The organism is Paenibacillus sp. FJAT-27812 (genome assembly GCF_001273905.1).
Taxonomy (GTDB): domain Bacteria; phylum Bacillota; class Bacilli; order Paenibacillales; family Paenibacillaceae; genus Pristimantibacillus.
The window spans coordinates 6,605,111-6,622,007 of the sequence record NZ_LIGH01000001.1 but is presented as its reverse complement, the minus strand read 5'-3'; the positions used below and the strand labels follow the sequence as shown (position 1 = coordinate 6,622,007).

General features: G+C 49.5%; 17 protein-coding genes. 16 read left to right on the top strand and 1 reads right to left on the bottom strand.

What is annotated here, in order from left to right; translation table 11 throughout:
• Positions 1-67 precede the first annotated feature (67 nt).
• The 15 genes from lepA to ADU23_RS28355 all read left to right on the top strand — a co-directional run bounded on the left by lepA (position 68) and on the right by ADU23_RS28355 (position 14,372).
• Positions 68-1,885, top strand: a complete 1,818-nt coding sequence (gene lepA / locus ADU23_RS28420) for a translation elongation factor 4 (RefSeq protein WP_053376844.1) — start codon at positions 68-70, stop codon at positions 1,883-1,885.
• A gap of 140 nt (positions 1,886-2,025) precedes the next feature.
• Complete coding sequence (hemW, locus tag ADU23_RS28415; RefSeq protein ID WP_442950634.1) at positions 2,026-3,186, top strand: radical SAM family heme chaperone HemW; 1,161 nt, start codon at positions 2,026-2,028, stop codon at positions 3,184-3,186.
• Between the two features lie 93 nt (positions 3,187-3,279).
• Positions 3,280-3,750, top strand: coding sequence for an N-acetyltransferase (locus ADU23_RS28410; protein ID WP_053376842.1), 471 nt, complete (start codon positions 3,280-3,282; stop codon positions 3,748-3,750).
• Positions 3,751-3,955: 205 nt separating this feature from the next.
• Positions 3,956-4,231, top strand: a complete 276-nt coding sequence (locus tag ADU23_RS28405) for a hypothetical protein (RefSeq protein WP_053376841.1) — start codon at positions 3,956-3,958, stop codon at positions 4,229-4,231.
• Positions 4,232-4,390: 159 nt separating this feature from the next.
• Positions 4,391-5,416: a heat-inducible transcriptional repressor HrcA gene (hrcA, locus tag ADU23_RS28400; RefSeq protein ID WP_053376840.1), complete on the top strand. Its 1,026-nt coding sequence runs from the start codon at positions 4,391-4,393 to the stop codon at positions 5,414-5,416.
• A gap of 60 nt (positions 5,417-5,476) precedes the next feature.
• The gene (grpE, locus tag ADU23_RS28395; RefSeq protein ID WP_053376839.1) at positions 5,477-6,037 is read left to right on the top strand and encodes a nucleotide exchange factor GrpE; all 561 of its coding nucleotides are present in this window, start codon (positions 5,477-5,479) and stop codon (positions 6,035-6,037) included.
• 84 nt (positions 6,038-6,121) lie between these two features.
• Positions 6,122-7,957, top strand: a complete 1,836-nt coding sequence (dnaK, locus tag ADU23_RS28390) for a molecular chaperone DnaK (protein WP_053376838.1) — start codon at positions 6,122-6,124, stop codon at positions 7,955-7,957.
• A gap of 104 nt (positions 7,958-8,061) precedes the next feature.
• A complete protein-coding gene (dnaJ, locus tag ADU23_RS28385) occupies positions 8,062-9,192 on the top strand; it encodes a molecular chaperone DnaJ (protein ID WP_053376837.1) in 1,131 nt (376 codons plus the stop codon).
• A 110-nt stretch (positions 9,193-9,302) separates the two neighbouring features.
• Positions 9,303-9,458: a YfhD family protein gene (locus ADU23_RS32515; RefSeq protein ID WP_082311237.1), complete on the top strand. Its 156-nt coding sequence runs from the start codon at positions 9,303-9,305 to the stop codon at positions 9,456-9,458.
• The gene (locus tag ADU23_RS28380) at positions 9,458-9,664 is read left to right on the top strand and encodes a hypothetical protein (RefSeq protein ID WP_053376836.1); all 207 of its coding nucleotides are present in this window, start codon (positions 9,458-9,460) and stop codon (positions 9,662-9,664) included. The genes ADU23_RS32515 and ADU23_RS28380 overlap by 1 nt, the downstream gene beginning before the upstream one ends.
• 235 nt (positions 9,665-9,899) lie before the next feature.
• Complete coding sequence (gene prmA / locus ADU23_RS28375) at positions 9,900-10,880, top strand: 50S ribosomal protein L11 methyltransferase (RefSeq protein WP_053376835.1); 981 nt, start codon at positions 9,900-9,902, stop codon at positions 10,878-10,880.
• The gene (locus ADU23_RS28370) at positions 10,880-11,554 is read left to right on the top strand and encodes a site-2 protease family protein (protein WP_053376834.1); all 675 of its coding nucleotides are present in this window, start codon (positions 10,880-10,882) and stop codon (positions 11,552-11,554) included. Before prmA ends, ADU23_RS28370 begins: the two co-directional genes overlap by 1 nt.
• 99 nt (positions 11,555-11,653) lie before the next feature.
• Positions 11,654-12,430 (top strand): RsmE family RNA methyltransferase, encoded by a 777-nt coding sequence (locus tag ADU23_RS28365; RefSeq protein WP_053376833.1) that lies wholly within the window; start codon positions 11,654-11,656, stop codon positions 12,428-12,430.
• Positions 12,431-12,435: 5 nt separating this feature from the next.
• Positions 12,436-13,827: a tRNA (N(6)-L-threonylcarbamoyladenosine(37)-C(2))-methylthiotransferase MtaB gene (gene mtaB / locus ADU23_RS28360; RefSeq protein WP_053376832.1), complete on the top strand. Its 1,392-nt coding sequence runs from the start codon at positions 12,436-12,438 to the stop codon at positions 13,825-13,827.
• Positions 13,828-13,940: 113 nt separating this feature from the next.
• Entirely contained in the window at positions 13,941-14,372 is a 432-nt protein-coding gene (locus ADU23_RS28355) for an NUDIX hydrolase (RefSeq protein WP_053376831.1), read from the top strand.
• A 1-nt stretch (position 14,373) separates the two neighbouring features.
• Here ADU23_RS28355 and ADU23_RS28350 read toward each other — a convergent pair whose 3' ends face one another.
• Positions 14,374-15,348, bottom strand: a complete 975-nt coding sequence (locus ADU23_RS28350; protein WP_053376830.1) for a Na/Pi cotransporter family protein — start codon at positions 15,346-15,348, stop codon at positions 14,374-14,376.
• Positions 15,349-15,455: 107 nt separating this feature from the next.
• On the opposite strand from ADU23_RS28350, the gene ADU23_RS28345 reads away from it, so the two are divergent.
• The gene (locus ADU23_RS28345) at positions 15,456-16,865 is read left to right on the top strand and encodes a class I SAM-dependent rRNA methyltransferase (RefSeq protein ID WP_231637550.1); all 1,410 of its coding nucleotides are present in this window, start codon (positions 15,456-15,458) and stop codon (positions 16,863-16,865) included.
• Positions 16,866-16,897 lie beyond the last annotated feature (32 nt).

The following is a 16,897-nucleotide window of genomic DNA, read 5'->3' as shown; positions in this document are numbered from 1 at the left end:
TGGTCTTCTCCTTAACTGATATAATAGGAGGAATGATTAGCATTATTGGAAATTGTGGGGGTTAGGCATGACTGACGTACGTGACCGACAAAAAAGAATTAGAAATTTTTCCATTATCGCGCATATAGACCACGGGAAATCAACGCTTGCTGACCGGATCTTGGAATTTACCGGCGCTTTGTCATCTCGCGAGATGCAAGAGCAGGTTCTTGACCAAATGGATTTGGAGCGGGAACGCGGAATAACGATTAAGCTGCAAGCGGTTCGTTTGGCTTATAAGGCAGATGATGGCGTGGAGTATATACTGAATTTGATCGATACGCCTGGACACGTCGACTTTACATACGAGGTTTCACGCTCACTCGCAGCATGTGAAGGCGCTTTGCTCGTAGTGGACGCTGCGCAAGGTATCGAGGCACAGACGCTTGCCAACGTATATTTGGCGCTCGACAACAATTTGGAGATCGTGCCTGTTATCAACAAAATCGATTTGCCAAGCGCTGAGCCAGAACGGGTGAAGCAGGAAATCGAGGATGTGATCGGACTTGATGCGAGCGATGCGGTTCTTGCATCGGCAAAAGCCGGTATCGGCATTAAAGAAATTCTTGAGCAGGTAGTGGCAAAAATGCCATCGCCGACCGGCGATCCGGACGAGCCGCTAAAAGCGCTTATTTTCGATTCCCATTACGATCCTTACAAAGGCGTAATCGTCTATGTGCGGGTAGTGGACGGAAGCATCAAAGCTGGCCAAAAAATCCGGTTTATGGCTACGGGCGCAGAGTTTGAGGTCATTGAAGTTGGAGCCTTTATGCCGCGCATGTCGATTGTGAAGGAACTTGCGGTTGGCGATGTTGGTTTTGTCGTAGCGGGCATCAAGAACGTGAAGGATACGCGTGTCGGCGACACGGTTACTGATGCGAAGCGGCCGTCGCCTGAGCGTCTGCCGGGCTACCGCCAGATCAATCCAATGGTATTTTGCGGCCTTTATCCGATCGAGACGCAGGACTATAACGACTTGCGCGAGGCGCTTGAGAAGCTAGAGCTCAATGATGCATCGCTCAGATATGAGCCGGAATCCTCGACAGCACTAGGCTTTGGCTTCCGCTGCGGATTCCTCGGCTTGCTGCATATGGAAATTATTCAAGAGCGCATAGAACGGGAATTCAACATTCCGCTCATTACGACTGCGCCAAGCGTTATCTACAAAGTAACGCTAACGAATGGCGACTCGATGGAGATCGATAATCCATCGAACTATCCGGAAGCTGGCAAGCTTGACTTTGTCGAAGAGCCATTCGTAAAAGCAGCGATTATTGTACCGAACGACTACGTCGGCGCGATTATGGAACTTTGCCAGAACAAGCGCGGCGAATTCGTTAACATGGAATATTTGGACACGAATCGCGTTACGCTTACGTACAACGTGCCGCTATCGGAAATCGTTTACGATTTCTTCGACCAGCTCAAATCGAGCACGAAGGGTTATGCTTCGTTCGATTATGAGGTAATCGGCTATCGCAGATCCAATTTGGTCAAAATGGACATTAATCTTAACAACGAGCAGGTTGATGCCTTGTCGGTTATCGTTCACCGTGACCGTGCGTACCAGCGCGGCAAAGTGATTTGCGAGAAGCTGAAAGAGCTGATACCGCGTCAAATGTTCGAGGTGCCGATTCAGGCATCCATCGGCAACAAGGTTATTTCTCGTGAGACGGTTAAAGCGATGCGCAAAAACGTTCTTGCCAAATGCTACGGCGGTGACATTAGCCGGAAGCGTAAGCTGCTTGAGAAGCAGAAGGAAGGCAAGAAGCGGATGAAGCAGGTAGGTAGTGTAGAGGTGCCGCAGGAAGCGTTCATGGCGGTGCTCAAAATCGGCGAGGATTAAGACGTACGAGGATGAGGGAGGGCGCTGCTCTCCCTCTTTCCTATTGATAGTGATTGGAATTATGATTATATTTTCAATGCGAAACGTAAGGCCGCGCAAGATCGGTTTCAGCCGTTTGCGCTTGAAGGAGAATGCTAACGATGACTATAACGCAATCACCGCGCGCTTTATATATACACATCCCATTTTGTACGAACAAATGCCACTATTGCGATTTCACCTCTTATGTATTGAAGGGGCAGCCGGTCGACCAGTACCTGGATGCGCTAGAGATGGAAATGCAGCGGACGGTTGAACAGTGGCCGCCCGAACAGATCGATACCGTATTTGTTGGGGGCGGTACGCCAACCGTACTCACTCCGCCGCAAATGGAAAGATTTTTGAAAGCGGTTCGGACTTATTTTCCGCTTGCGCCAAATGTAGAGTTCACGATGGAAGCCAATCCGGGAACAACGGATATTGATAAGCTGACCGCGATGAAGGAAGGCGGCGTAAATCGAATCAGCTTCGGGGTGCAGTCCTTTGACAACGGTTTGCTGGAGCGGATCGGCCGTATTCACAACGTGGACGATGTCTATCGCAGCATCGAAAATGCGCGCGCGGTCGGTTTCACCAACCTTTCCATTGACCTAATGTTCGGCCTGCCTGGCCAGACGGTAGAGCTGCTCAGAGACAGCGTTAGCCGTGCGATGGAGCTTGGTTTGCCCCATTACTCCATATACAGTCTCAAGGTTGAAGAAAATACGCTGTTCCATAAGCTCTACGAACGCAATGAGCTGCCTCTGCCTCCGGAAGAAGAAGAGTTTAATATGTTCATTCTGCTAATGGACATGCTGAGAGAGAACGGCTATGCGCACTATGAAATTAGCAATTTCGCCAAGCCGGGTTATGAAAGCCGCCACAATTCCACCTACTGGCGCAATGAGCCGTATTACGGCTTAGGAGCGGGAGCGCACGGCTATGCAGATCGCATGCGCCATGTTAACTTGAAGGGGATTACGCCTTACATCGAGGCTGCGGCGCAGAAGCTTCCTCGCCTTGAAACGCTTGAGGTGCCTGAAGCGGAGGCGATGGAGGATTTAATGATGGTGGGTCTCAGACTGCTAGAAGGCGTGCCGGCATCCCGTTTCTCCAATCAGTTCCCAGGACAAACGCTTGAGGGCAAGTTCGGCGATATTATAAATAAATTAATGAATGACGGCCTGCTAGAGTCGGAGAAAACCGAGGAGGATACGATTTACCGTCTGACGGATAAAGGCGTGCTTCTCGGGAACGAAGTGTTCGGTGCTTTTATCGGATAAAAACGGCTAAAATCCTCTTGAGAAAAAATTCAATCTAGTGTATATTTATTCATATTGAATTTGAACTTGCACCGGGTGGAGGCGAAGGCACAAATGCAGGCATTGCAGGTCGTATGTAGAAAAGCGACATCAGGCGATATCGAGACATTGTTTCAATTAATTAAAGGTTATGCCGAGAAAGGCATTATGCTGCCTCGCACTCGGGAAGCGCTCGAATATATGATAGATACATTCGTCGTCGCGGAGATTGGGGACGAGGTTGTCGGCTGCGGTTCCCTTACAAGACTGGGCAAGGATTTAGTAGAGATTCGGTCGCTGGGCATGTCTGAGGGGTACAAAGGCGTCGGAATCGGAAGCAAGCTGGTGGACGCTTTGATCGAACAGGCAAGAGAGCAGCAGATTCCGAAAATTATGGCTTTGACGTATGCCGTTTCCTTTTTTGAGAAAAATGGCTTCAAGGTTGTAGACAAAGAAATTTTCCCCGAAAAAGTATGGAAAGATTGCGTCAATTGTCCGAAGCAGCTTGCCTGCGATGAAATAGCCGTATTAAAGATGCTGTTCTAAATCGAGTGCAAATGAAGCAATCCGAGCGATTCTGCTTGAAAAATAAAACCACTATCCCTTAGCGCTTGTATGCGGCTAATGGGAAAGTGGTTTTTTGCAGCGATAGGCCAAAAGGTACTTTGTCCGAACTCGTTGATAGTAATGTCATGCGTTTTGGTATATAGTCAAGATAGATGTTTATTGTCATATAGAGGAGAAATAAAAAATGAGCCAAAAAAAAGATCAAATCGTAGCGGTAGAAGATAAGCTGAAGCATGTCACAACGGTGCTGCTGAAGAAATGGGCGGGATTAAGCGGATTTTACGGATTTAAAGCAATGGAATTTGACGAGGTATTCGCTTTGCTAAACACGAACGGTTGGAAAGTAACTATAGATGACTCTGTTTCTCCGAATCGAATCGTTGAGCTTTATCAAGGCGCTAACCGGGTTAGAAGAGAGAAATTTGCAGTCGACGAAGCAGGAAGAGTGCATAAAGTATAATGAGACGTTTATAAAATAGGCGACAAAAATGCCGAACCGACTTGACAATCGACAAGCTGGTTTGGTATTTTTGTAGTAATGATTAGCACTCGATTGTATTGAGTGCTAACGATGGTAAACCGAAATAACGGATTTAACATTTACGTAGGGGGAATTCGAATGCTGACGGAACGACAACGGATGATTTTGCATGCAATTGTGGATGATTATATTCGCTCGGCTGAACCGGTCGGCTCACGCAGTATTTCGAAGCGCGGCGACGTTGGCTTCAGTCCGGCTACCATTCGCAACGAAATGGCGGATCTTGAGGAGCTTGGCTTCCTAGAGCAGCCGCATACGTCAGCAGGGCGTGTCCCTTCCACGAAAGGCTACCGTTATTATGTCGACCATTTAGTAAAGCTTAACGAAGTGGATGAGAACGACATTGGCATGGTCCGCTCTTTCGTTACGGACAAAATGAACCAAATGGAGCAGGTCATTCAGCAAACCGCCATGATCCTCTCCAATTTGACCAATTATACATCCATTTTGCTTGGACCGGAAATGTTCAGTACGTCACTTAAACATTTTGGACTAGTGCCGCTGGACCAAACCTCGGCAGTTGCCATTATCGTGACGAACACCGGGCATGTTGAGAATCGGACGATTTCAATTCCAGAGGGCCTCAAAATGGAGGATATGGAAAAGGTCGTTAACATTTTGAACACGAGGCTTGTTGGCGTTCCGCTAATTCGCCTAAGGTCGAAGCTTTACACCGAAGTTGGGCAAGAGCTTGAGCGGCATGTTGATCATTATGAACAGCTGCTTCAGGTGCTGGACCATGCGCTGCAGAACGAGGATGAGCATCGCATATTTCTTGGCGGTACGACAAATATGCTGACGCAGCCTGAGTTTAAGGACGTTGACAAAGTTAAGACGATTTTGGATTTACTTGATGAGACACCAGCCATTATGAAAATGTTTACCGGCCTTCCGTCAGGTATACAAGTACGTATCGGGACAGAAAATGACCATAAGGCAATTAGCGATTGCAGTCTAATCACAGCAACCTATGCCATTGATGGCCAATCGCTGGGAACGATCGGCATTCTAGGACCTACACGAATGGAATACGGCAAAGTCATTAGTCTTTTGGATATTATATCCAAGGATATGGCGGTTCTTCTAAGCCGCTGGTATAAATAGTGTTTATACCGAAGCTTACGATGCCAAGTTTACTTCGTAAACTTTTAAGGAGGTGATTGCATGAGTACGAAAGAACAACATAATGAAGCAGTTGAGGCTGCAAAAGAAGTAGTATCTGCTGAGCAATCAGAACAGGCTTTCGAGGAAACGGCAAATGAGGAAACTCAGGAAGACGCACGTTATGCGGAGCTTGTGAAGCAAGCGGAAGAGAACCAGCAGCGATACCTACGGGCGCAAGCGGATTTCGACAATTTCCGCCGCCGCACGTTGAAGGAAAAGGAAGAACTAGGACAATACGCATCGATGAAGCTGATCGGTCAGCTTTTGCCGGTTGTAGATAATTTTGAACGCGCAGTTGCTGCGGCATCGGTTAACGGTGATTTTGAATCGCTCGCAAAGGGCGTGGATATGATCTTCCGCCAGCTGGAGCAGACGCTCGAGCAGGAAGGCCTTAAAGCAATGAACGTTGTTGGTGAGCCGTTTAACCCTGATTTCCACCAAGCCATTATGCAGGTTGAATCCGACGAGCATGAGGAAGGCATTATTGTGGAGGAAGTACAGAAGGGCTATATTTTGAAAGATAAAGTCTTGCGTCCAGCCATGGTTAAAGTTAGCGGCTAACGCTTATGACTTCACTAATAGATTTGAATACAAAAAGCTTTATTTTGCGTAAAAATACAAATGAATGTAGGAGGAACTATAGCTATGAGTAAAGTAATTGGTATTGACCTTGGTACAACAAACTCTTGCGTAGCAGTAATGGAGGGCGGCGAAGCAGTCGTTATCCCGAATCCAGAAGGCAACCGTACAACCCCTTCGGTTGTAGGCTTTAAGAAAGACGGCGAGCGTGTCGTCGGTGAAACGGCAAAACGCCAAGCGATCACGAATCCAGATCGTACTATCAGCTCGATCAAACGCCACATCGGTACGAACCACAAAGAAAAAATCGATGACAAAGATTATACGCCGCAAGAAATTTCAGCAATCATTTTGCAAAAATTGAAAGCTGATGCGGAAGCTTACCTAGGTCAAACGGTAACCCAAGCGGTTATTACCGTTCCTGCATACTTCAATGACAGCCAGCGCCAAGCAACAAAAGATGCTGGTAAAATCGCTGGTCTTGAAGTACTTCGTATCGTGAATGAGCCGACTGCTGCTGCACTTGCATACGGCCTTGAGAAAACAGAAGACCAAACGATTCTTGTTTATGACCTTGGCGGCGGTACGTTTGACGTTTCCATTCTTGAGCTTGGCGACGGCTTCTTTGAAGTTAAAGCAACAAGCGGCGACAACAAGCTGGGCGGCGATGACTTCGACCAAGTGATCATCGACCACCTCGTTGCTGAATTCAAAAAAGACCAAGGCATTGACCTCTCCAAAGATAAAGCAGCGGTTCAACGTTTGAAAGATGCTGCTGAGAAAGCGAAAAAAGAGCTTTCCGGTACATTGACATCCGCGATCTCGCTTCCATTTATTACGATGGTTGACGGCGTTCCTCAGCATTTGGAGCTAAGCCTAACTCGCGCGAAATTTGAAGAGCTTGCTGCTGGACTGGTTGAGCGTACGCTTGGACCTACTCGTCAAGCGCTTAGCGATGCTGGCATGTCTTCCAGCGATATCGATAAAGTTGTACTAGTAGGCGGATCTACGCGTATTCCTGCGGTACAAGAAGCGGTTAAAAAATTGATCGGCAAAGATCCGCACAAAGGCGTTAACCCGGATGAGGTTGTTGCTCTTGGCGCTGCCGTACAAGCGGGCGTTCTTACTGGCGATGTGAAAGACGTTGTATTGCTAGACGTTACTCCATTGTCGCTTGGTATCGAGACAGCAGGCGGCGTGTTCACAAAAATGATCGACCGCAACACGACGATTCCTACAAGCAAATCCCAAGTGTATTCGACTTATGCGGACAATCAGCCGGGCGTTGAAATTCACGTCTTGCAAGGTGAGCGCTCGATGGCTGCCGGCAACAAAACGCTAGGCCGTTTCACATTGAACGATATTCCTCTTGCTCCACGCGGCGTACCTCAAATCGAAGTTACTTTCGACATCGATGCGAACGGTATCGTTAACGTATCCGCGCTTGACAAAGGAACAGGCAAAAGCCAAAAAATTACGATTACATCTTCAAGCGGCTTGAGTGAAGATGAAATCAACCAAATGATGAAGGATGCTGAGCTTAACGCTGAAGAAGATCGCAAGCGCCGTGATCTTGTTGAAGCAAAAAACAGCGCTGACCAACTAGTCTACTCCGTTGACAAAACGATTAAAGATCTTGGCGATAAAGTTGATGCTTCCGAAATCGAAAAAGCGAACGTTGCGAAAGAAAAAGTTACAGCAGCGCTTGCTACTGACGATCTTGAGCAAATCAACGCAGCCGCAGCTGAGCTGACTGAAATCGTGCAACAGCTTTCCGTGAAGCTTTACGAGCAAGCGGCGCAAGGAGCTGAAGGCGCGGGTCCGGATGCGGGCGCTGGCGCAGCAAAAGGAAAAGACAATGTAGTAGACGCGGATTACGAAGTTGTTGACGATAATAAATAAAGTGTAGCGAGCGAGAGGTCAAAGACAGGCGCTACCTGGCTTTGACCTCCTTTCGCGCGCATAGGCACATGGAATCATAGGATAGATAGCGGAGGTGAGAACAGGTGGCAGACAAACGCGATTTTTATGAAGTGCTAGGTGTAGGCAAGGATGCATCGGCAGAGGATATTAAAAAGTCATACCGTAAGCTTGCACGTCAATATCATCCCGATGTGAACAAGGCTGCGGATGCAGAGACGAAGTTCAAGGAAGTTAAGGAAGCTTATGACGTACTAAGCGATGACGGCAAACGCTCGACTTATGACCGGTTCGGCCATGTTGATCCAAATCAAGGCATGGGCGGAGGAGGCGGCGCGGATTTTGGCGGCGGCTTCGGCGATATTTTCGATATGTTTTTTGGCGGTGGCGGCGGACGTCGCGATCCGAACGCGCCTCAGCGCGGTAACGATCTGCAGTATACGATGACGGTCGAGTTCAAGGAAGCGGTATTCGGCAAAGAAACGGAAATTACGATTCCGCGCACGGAGACCTGTGATACCTGTCACGGCGACGGTGCGAAGCCGGGTACTAAACCGGAAACCTGTTCGGTATGTAAGGGCAGCGGGCAGCAGGAGGTTGTACAGAATACGCCGTTTGGCCGTATGGTCAACCGCCGTGCTTGTACGAATTGCAGCGGCACAGGCCGCGTGATTAAAGACAAATGTACAACATGCCACGGCGCGGGCAAAGTGAAGCGCCAGCGCAAAATCAATATTCGCATCCCAGCCGGTGTAGATGACGGCGCTCAAATCCGGATGACGGGCGAGGGCGAAGGCGGTCTGCGCGGCGGTCCTGCGGGCGATTTGTATATTGTCATTCGCGTGAAATCCCATGAGTTTTTCGAACGCGAAGGCGACGATATTTATTGCGAGGTACCGCTTACGTTCGTACAGGCGGCGCTTGGGGATGAGATCGAGATTCCTACGCTAACGGAGAAAGTGAAGCTGAAAGTACCGGCAGGCACGCAAACGGGCACTTACTTTAGGCTTAAGGGCAAGGGCGTTCCTAAATTGCGCGGTTACGGTCAAGGCGACCAGCACGTGAAGGTGACGATCGTAACGCCAACGAGCTTGACGGACGATCAGAAGGATCTTCTTCGCCAATTTGGCGGGCTGAGCGGCGATGCCGTAACGAATGATCATGAGCATCATGAATCTATATTTGATAAAATGAAAAAGGCGTTCCGCGGTGAATAACCCGGCACGCCTTTTTTTTCTTTTTATGGCTGTATAGATTTTGGTGGACAAACATATTCTATTCGGGAAGGAAAACCATACATCAACAAACAACCGGAGGGAATTAAACGATGACTGATCAAAACAACTTGGAGAAACAAAACTTTGGCAACCTGCCTGTAGGAAAAAACGAGGATGTTGAATTTTCCGAAGAGCTTGCTGACGAGGCTGATCGCAAAGCAGCGCAGCGCGCAGCCGCAGCCGATGAGCGCAACGAGCAGGAATAATGAGCCAAATCGAAATCCAAGCAACGTTTAATGGCGAGGGTGCAGCCCTTGAAGCGTCGCGCAAGCTGCAAGCGCTCCGTGCGATTGAAGTGAACGGATTATTCGATAACGGTCTGCTGACAGCAACCGTAGATGAAGCTGTCGCTGAGCGAGCACTTCATTTAATTCAGCAAATAGGCGGAAATGTGAATACGACGAGCTTTTAACCAAAAGAGACTGCGGGCCAAAAGGCCTGCAGTCTCTTTTGCTTGACCTATTCTGTATGCATGTATCTGTAACGTATTCAAGCATTAATGCGGCAATAGGTCGTTTGCGTCATTTTTTTGTGCAAAGGTGCTACTCTGGTGTACAATAGATGTTAGGTTTTTACTAGCGAAACGTTTGTCTAGCCGACTGAAGTCGGCGATGGCCGTTTACGATTGGCATTGGAGGATAATACATATGAAATGGCATGAAATTACGATCTCAACAACTGAAGAGGCGCAAGAGATGATATCGAACTTTTTGCATGAACTCGGAGCTGGCGGCGTATCCATTGAAGAATCGGGTACACTCAGCAAGCAGCGCGATACATCGCTTGGACAATGGTATGAGCTGCCGCTTAACGATATACCAGAAGGCCAAGCCATCATTAAGGGTTATTTTGGCGAAGATACGAATACGGATGAGCTTATCGCATCGCTTAAGCCTCGCATTGAGGAGCTTCGCGAATTTAATATCGATCCGGGCAGCGTAGAGTATTCGGCGCTTGTCGTAGATGAAGAGGATTGGGCAACGGCGTGGAAACAGTACTTTAAGCCGCTCCGTGTCTCGGATAAGCTGACGATTAAGCCAACTTGGGAAGTGTATGAGGCAGGCCCTGACGAACGGATTATTGAGCTTGATCCAGGCATGGCCTTCGGCACGGGTACCCATCCAACGACTGCGCTGTGCTTGCAGACGCTGGAATCTGTCATTAAAGGCGGAGAAGAAATTATCGATGTCGGCACAGGCTCAGGCATCCTTGCAATCGGAGCTTGCCGACTTGGAGCGAAAAGCGTGCTTGCGCTTGACCTTGACCCGATTGCCGTAACCAGCGCAACGGAGAACGTAAAGCTTAATGATCTATCCGATCAGGTTGAAGTACGCTTAAGCGACTTGCTTGGCGTAATCAAGGGCGCTGACGCCGGACAAGAAGCAACGGCTGTGACTGTACCGGTCGATTTGGTAGTTGCGAATATTTTGGCGGAAATCATCTTGCTGTTTGTAGATGATGTGTACGCAGCGCTGAAGCCTAACGGCATTTATATCGCATCAGGCGTATATAAGAACAAGGAAACCGATGTAGAAGAGGGCCTAATCCGCTCTGGCTTTGAGATTTTAGAGAAACGCCGCGATGAGGAATGGATCGCATTCGTAGCGAGAAAGCCGCAGGTGGGTTAATGGACTTACAAAGCTTTTTGCGATTTCCGCTTGAAGATTTGCCATTTATCGTATTGGCACTAATTATTGCGTTTACGGTGCATGAGTTCGCTCATGCCTACAGCGCTTATAAATTTGGCGACGACACCGCGTATAACGCGGGAAGAGTTACGCTTAATCCGCGCGTGCATTTAGACGTGCTTGGAACGCTCCTTATTCTGATCGCCGGTTTTGGATGGGCAAAGCCGGTTCCGGTTAATCCGAGCAAGTTCAGCAGTCCAAGAGTCATGAGCATTATCGTGACGCTTGTTGGCCCGCTTAGCAATTTGATTATCGGTACGCTTGGCATTATCATATATGTTGCACTTATCGCCTCCGGCGTTCTAGACAGTGCTTCCGTTGGCGTCAGCGCGGCGGTAGACCGGTTTTTTGATTATTTTATTTGGTATAACTTTCTTTTGTTTATTTTCAACTTAATTCCGCTGCCGCCGCTGGACGGCTACCGGATTATTGCCGATCTATTGCCGCTAAGGCTTCGGTACAAAATGGATCAAAATGTGCAGTGGGGAATGTTCATCTTTTTGTTGATTGTGTTTATCCCGCCGCTGCGCAGCGTTACGCTTGATCCGATATTAGGATTAGGCGCTGATTTAATGAACAACACCTTCGCATGGGTTTACCAGATCTTCTTTTAAAAAGCCATGGGTGATTGGCAACGGTTTCTGATAGATTTCATGAATATAAACATGCTATTATGAAGGATGGAATTTGTTTAAGGGTGGTAGGCAAGAGCGATGCAACGATATTTTGTAGCGGCGGAGCAGTTTGGCGACTCCGATATCCGCATAATCGGCGAGGATGCGCATCATGCGGTCCGAGTCATGCGCACGAAGCCAGGCGATAAGTTTATCGTCAGCGACGGACAGTCGCGTACTGCTCTTGTCGCGGTACGCGAGGCTTCTCCAACGCTCATTATGGCTGAGATAGTTGAGATGCTAAGCGCGGATAGTGAGCCTAATTGGGCAATCACGATTGCGCAAAGCTTGCCGAAAGGCGATAAGATGGAGCTCGTTATTCAAAAAGGGACAGAGATCGGCGCTTATGCGTTCAAGCCTTTCCAATCGGAGCGAATGATCGTTCAGTACGATGGCAAGAAGGAAGCCAAGCGCATGGACCGCTGGACCAAGATCGCGAAGGAAGCGGCGGAGCAGGCGCATCGCAACCGGATTCCGGACATTGAGTCGCTACATAGCTGGAAGGAGCTTATCCAGTCGTTCGGCTCTTATGATCTGGTGCTGTTTTGCTTCGAGCGCGAGGGCCATGCCGCTCATGGGCGGGGTATTGGCTCCGCGGTACGCGAGTGGATCAATCGTGCAGATATGGCCAGCAGCCCAAGCGTGCTGCTCATCGTAGGCTCGGAGGGCGGCTTCACAGATCGCGAAGCGGCTGAAGCGGAAGCGGCAGGCGCCGTGTTGGTTGGATTAGGCAGAAGAATATTAAGAACGGAAACAGCAGGCATTGTAGGATTAACCTGCTTGTTATATGAATCCGGAGAAATGGGAGGAGCGTAACTACTATGCCAACAGTCGCATTTTATACGCTAGGCTGCAAAGTAAACTTCTATGACACAGAAGCGATATGGCAGCTATTCAAAAACGAAGGCTACGAGCAGGTCGATTTCGAATCGACCGCAGACGTATATTTAATTAACACATGTACGGTAACCAATACGGGAGACAAAAAGAGCCGCCAGATCATTAGGCGGGCTGTGCGTCGCAATCCCGATGCCGTTATTGCGGTGACGGGCTGTTACGCTCAGACCTCTCCAGCAGAAATTATGGCGATTGAGGGCGTTGACCTTGTCATCGGTACGCAAGACCGCGAGAAGATCATGACCTTCGTTAATCAAATTCAAGGCGACCGCATGCCGGTAAATGCCGTGAGAAACATTATGAAAACGCGCGATTTTGAGGAGCTGGACGTTCCCGATTTCTCCGAGCGGACGCGCGCGTTCTTGAAAATTCAAGAGGGCTGCAACAACTTTTGCACATTCTGCATCATCCCATGGTCACGCGGACTTTCTCGCAGCCGTGCTCCGCAAAGCGTCTTAGAGCAGGCGAAACAGCTGGTAGCTGCTGGCTACAAAGAAATCGTGCTTACCGGAATTCATACCGGCGGCTACGGCGATGATATGGAAAATTACAATCTAACAAGCTTGCTATGGGATTTGGACAAGGTTGAAGGGCTAGAGCGCATTCGGATCAGTTCGATCGAAGCAAGTCAAATCGATGATGCGATGATCGACGTGCTGAACCGTTCGAGCAAAATGTGCCGTCACCTTCATATTCCTTTGCAAGCCGGCGAGGACTCCGTGCTTAAGCGGATGCGTCGCAAATATACGACGGCTGAATTTGCCGCTAAGATTAAACGCCTGTATGAGGCGATGCCTGGCGTGGCGATTACGACTGACGTCATCGTTGGTTTCCCGGGCGAAACCGAAGAAATGTTCGAGAGCGGCTTCCGCTTCATGGAAGAGCTCAAATTCGCGGAAATGCATGTGTTCCCTTATTCCAAGCGTACAGGCACGCCTGCGGCTCGGATGGAGGAGCAGGTGGATGAAGAGATCAAAAATGAGCGGGTCCACAAGCTGATTGATCTCTCCGAAAAAATGCAGCTTGCATACGCGAAGCAGTACGTTGGCCAAGTGCTTGACGTCATTCCTGAGCGCGATTACAAGGGTGCGCCGGGAACGGGACTCGTTATGGGTTATACGGACAACTACATTCAAGTGGTGTTTGACGGCTCGGAGGCTTTGATCGGCAAATTATGCCGCGTCAAAATTACCGAAGCAGGCGTCAATGAATGCCGAGCGAAGCTTGTCCGCGTCATGGAAGATCACCCTGCTGAGTCGAGCGAGATGGAGCTTCACAGCTTCGTGCTTGAGCGTCCGGAAGCCATTAGGGCATAACGTAAGCTTCACAAATACGGGGATTCCTTTGCTTATCGATTCCTTCTACGGAAAAGATGGAGGAATCCTTTGCTGCATATACTAAACATTACCGCTGCAAGGGGGAAACGGACATGAAGGAAATTTCAGCAGGCGGAGTCGTTTACCGCCGCACCGAGGAAGGTAAGCTGCAAATTCAGCTCATTCAGGATCGTTATGGAAAAGTATCGCTGCCAAAAGGAAAGATGGAGGCCGGCGAAACGATTGAACAGACCGCATTGCGGGAAATTGTCGAAGAGACAGGTCTTGAAGGAGTGATCATTGCTCCGATTGACCAAATCAAATACAAATATGAGCATGAAGCTCACGGCACGGTAGATAAAGAGGTTCATTATTATTTGGTGGAAGCCGTTGGCGGCTCCTTGCAGGCGCAGGTGGAGGAAATTCGCGGCGTCGACTGGTTTGATCCTCAAGAGGCGTGGAAGCGTCAGAAGCAATCGGGCTACGATAACAACCATCGCATCGTAGCCGGAGCGTTTCATTTGCTAGGGCTGCAAACGGATTAAGCTAGCGGACAGGGTCCAGCCGGCGAAATGCGCCCAGGTAGCAAAATGGCAATGCGAACAATGAGCTTAGAATGTTGAAGATCGTCTGCGTATGGGCGATTTGCCCTGCCGGGGACGAAGAGATCCATTCCGACAGCAGGGTGAGTTCGCCGATGAAGGGCATGAACAGCAAGGCGCCTCCAGCGTTCAAGACGACATGAGACCATGCTACATATTGCCCGGCTTTAGTGCCGCCAATGGAAGCAAGCAGCGCGGTAGCGCATGTGCCGATATTAGCGCCAAGCACGACTGCGATTCCAAGCTCAATAGGCATAGCTCCGATGGATACGAAGCCCATAATAATGCCTATGACGGCAGCGCTGCTATGAACGGCAGCGGTAAGTATGGCGCCGGCTGCTAGACCCCACCATAAGCTATCGTCTGCTTTGTCTAGAAACCATCCAAACAGAGGGCTATCTTGTACGGCAGGGCCGACGCCCTGCATCATGGTGATGCCCGTCAAAAGCAGGCCGAAGCCGCACAGAACGACCGACGATGAACGCAGCGTATCGAGCCAGCGTGCGCTTCGAATGGCCGGAAATAGCCGGATCTCGCCAAACAACGCCGTGACAAGCCATGTGCACATGGCTACCATTAGTAATGGCATGGCAAGCTTATTTAAATTTAAACCGATCAACTCCGTCGTTATACAGGTGCCGATATTCGTGCCGAGTATGATGCCGAGCGTACGAGGGAAGGTAAGCAAGCCGGCATTAACCATGCCGATTGCAATAACCGTTACAGCCGTACTGCTCTGCAGGAAAGCTGTGGAGGCGGTGCCGATCACCAGTCCATGGATTGGCGTTGCGGTAGAACGAGCAAGGAAGCAGGTCAAGTAAGGGCCTGCCAATCGGTGGAGCGCAAGCTCCATCAGCTTCATGCCGCACATGAATACAGCGAAACCGAGCAGCATCGGAATAAGAATCGTTTGAACCATTAGACGGTCTCCTTATTTGTTAGTGAAAAGTTCATTTCGTAAGTATACATATGCCGCCAGCGAGACAAGCATGACAAGCAAGCTCAATGAGGGGAAGAGAGACAATCGTGAGTAATCCAAAAGTAGTTCTACTAAAGGCGAGAAAAAAAAGGCTGGAGCAAGGACATCCTTGGGTCTATGCAACAGAAATTGATCGGCTGGAAGGCGAGGCGCAGCCCGGAGATTTGGTTGATATCGTAACGCATCAAGGCCGTTATTTGGCAACGGGTTATTGGAATCCTAAATCGCAGATTACGGTAAGAGTGGTGTCCTATCAACCGATCGCGGCAATGGACGTTAGCTTTTTCCGCGACAGGCTTCTAAAGTGCCAGGAGCATCGCCGCCGCTTCGTAAAAGATGCCGATTGCCGCATCGTTTACGGCGAGGCGGATTTCCTGCCGGGCCTTGTTGTCGACCGCTTCAACAATGTGCTGGTGCTTCAGCTGCTCACGCTTGGAATGGACGCGAGAAGAGAAGCGCTAATAGAAGCGCTAATCGAAGTGTTCCAGCCGCAAGGCATATATGAGCGCAGCGACGTCAGCGTTCGGTTGCTTGAAGGGCTGGAGGAGCGTACGGGCGTACTATATGGCGATTGTCCATCGATTATTGAAATCGAGGAGAACGGCTTGAAGCTGGAGGTTGATATTGTAGAAGGCCAAAAAACTGGCTATTTCTTCGATCAACGGGAGAATCGCGCAGCCATCGCACCGCTTATGACAGGCTGGGGCGGCCGCAGCGGTATTCGCCTAGCAGATCGCGAAGCAGCGGAATCGGGATTGGCAGGCTCGGGCGAACTTGCGGCGCATAAGGCAGCGGATTCTGCGAACCTTGTTCCCGTTAATGCAAACGGCAAGATCGTTACGTTCCCTTATTGGGACGGCGCTTCTGTGCTTGAATGCTTCGCGCATACCGGGAGCTTCACGCTGCATGCTTGCAAATATGGCGCTAAGAAGGTAACTTGCCTTGATGTCTCGGAGCATGCCATCGATACAGCGAAGCGCAATGTCGAGCGCAATGGCTTTACAGACCGCGTTGAGTTTGTCGTTGCGGATGCGTTTGAGTATTTGCGCACGCAAGTTAAAGGAATCGACGAGCGGAAGCAGCGCGGCCTTGGCGGCGTGGATACCTCGAAGAAGCTTGAAGGCGCCGCTGGACGGACATGGGATGTCGTCATTCTGGACCCGCCCGCTTTTGCCAAAACAAAAAGCGCTGTTCCGGGCGCATGCCGCGGCTACAAGGATATTAACCTTCAAGGGCTAAAGCTTGTGAATGAAGGCGGATACCTTGTCACGGCAAGCTGCTCGTACCATATGAAGCCTGAATTATTTTTGGAGACGATTCAAGAAGCGGCGGTCGATGCAGGCAAGATGCTCCGTTTAGTCGAGTGGCGCGCAGCGGGCAAGGATCACCCTCAGCTGCTTGGCGTGAACGAAGGTCATTACTTGAAATTCGCGATTTTTGAAGTTAGAAGCAAATAACCGATAATTAACGGATAGACGGGAGAGCTGGG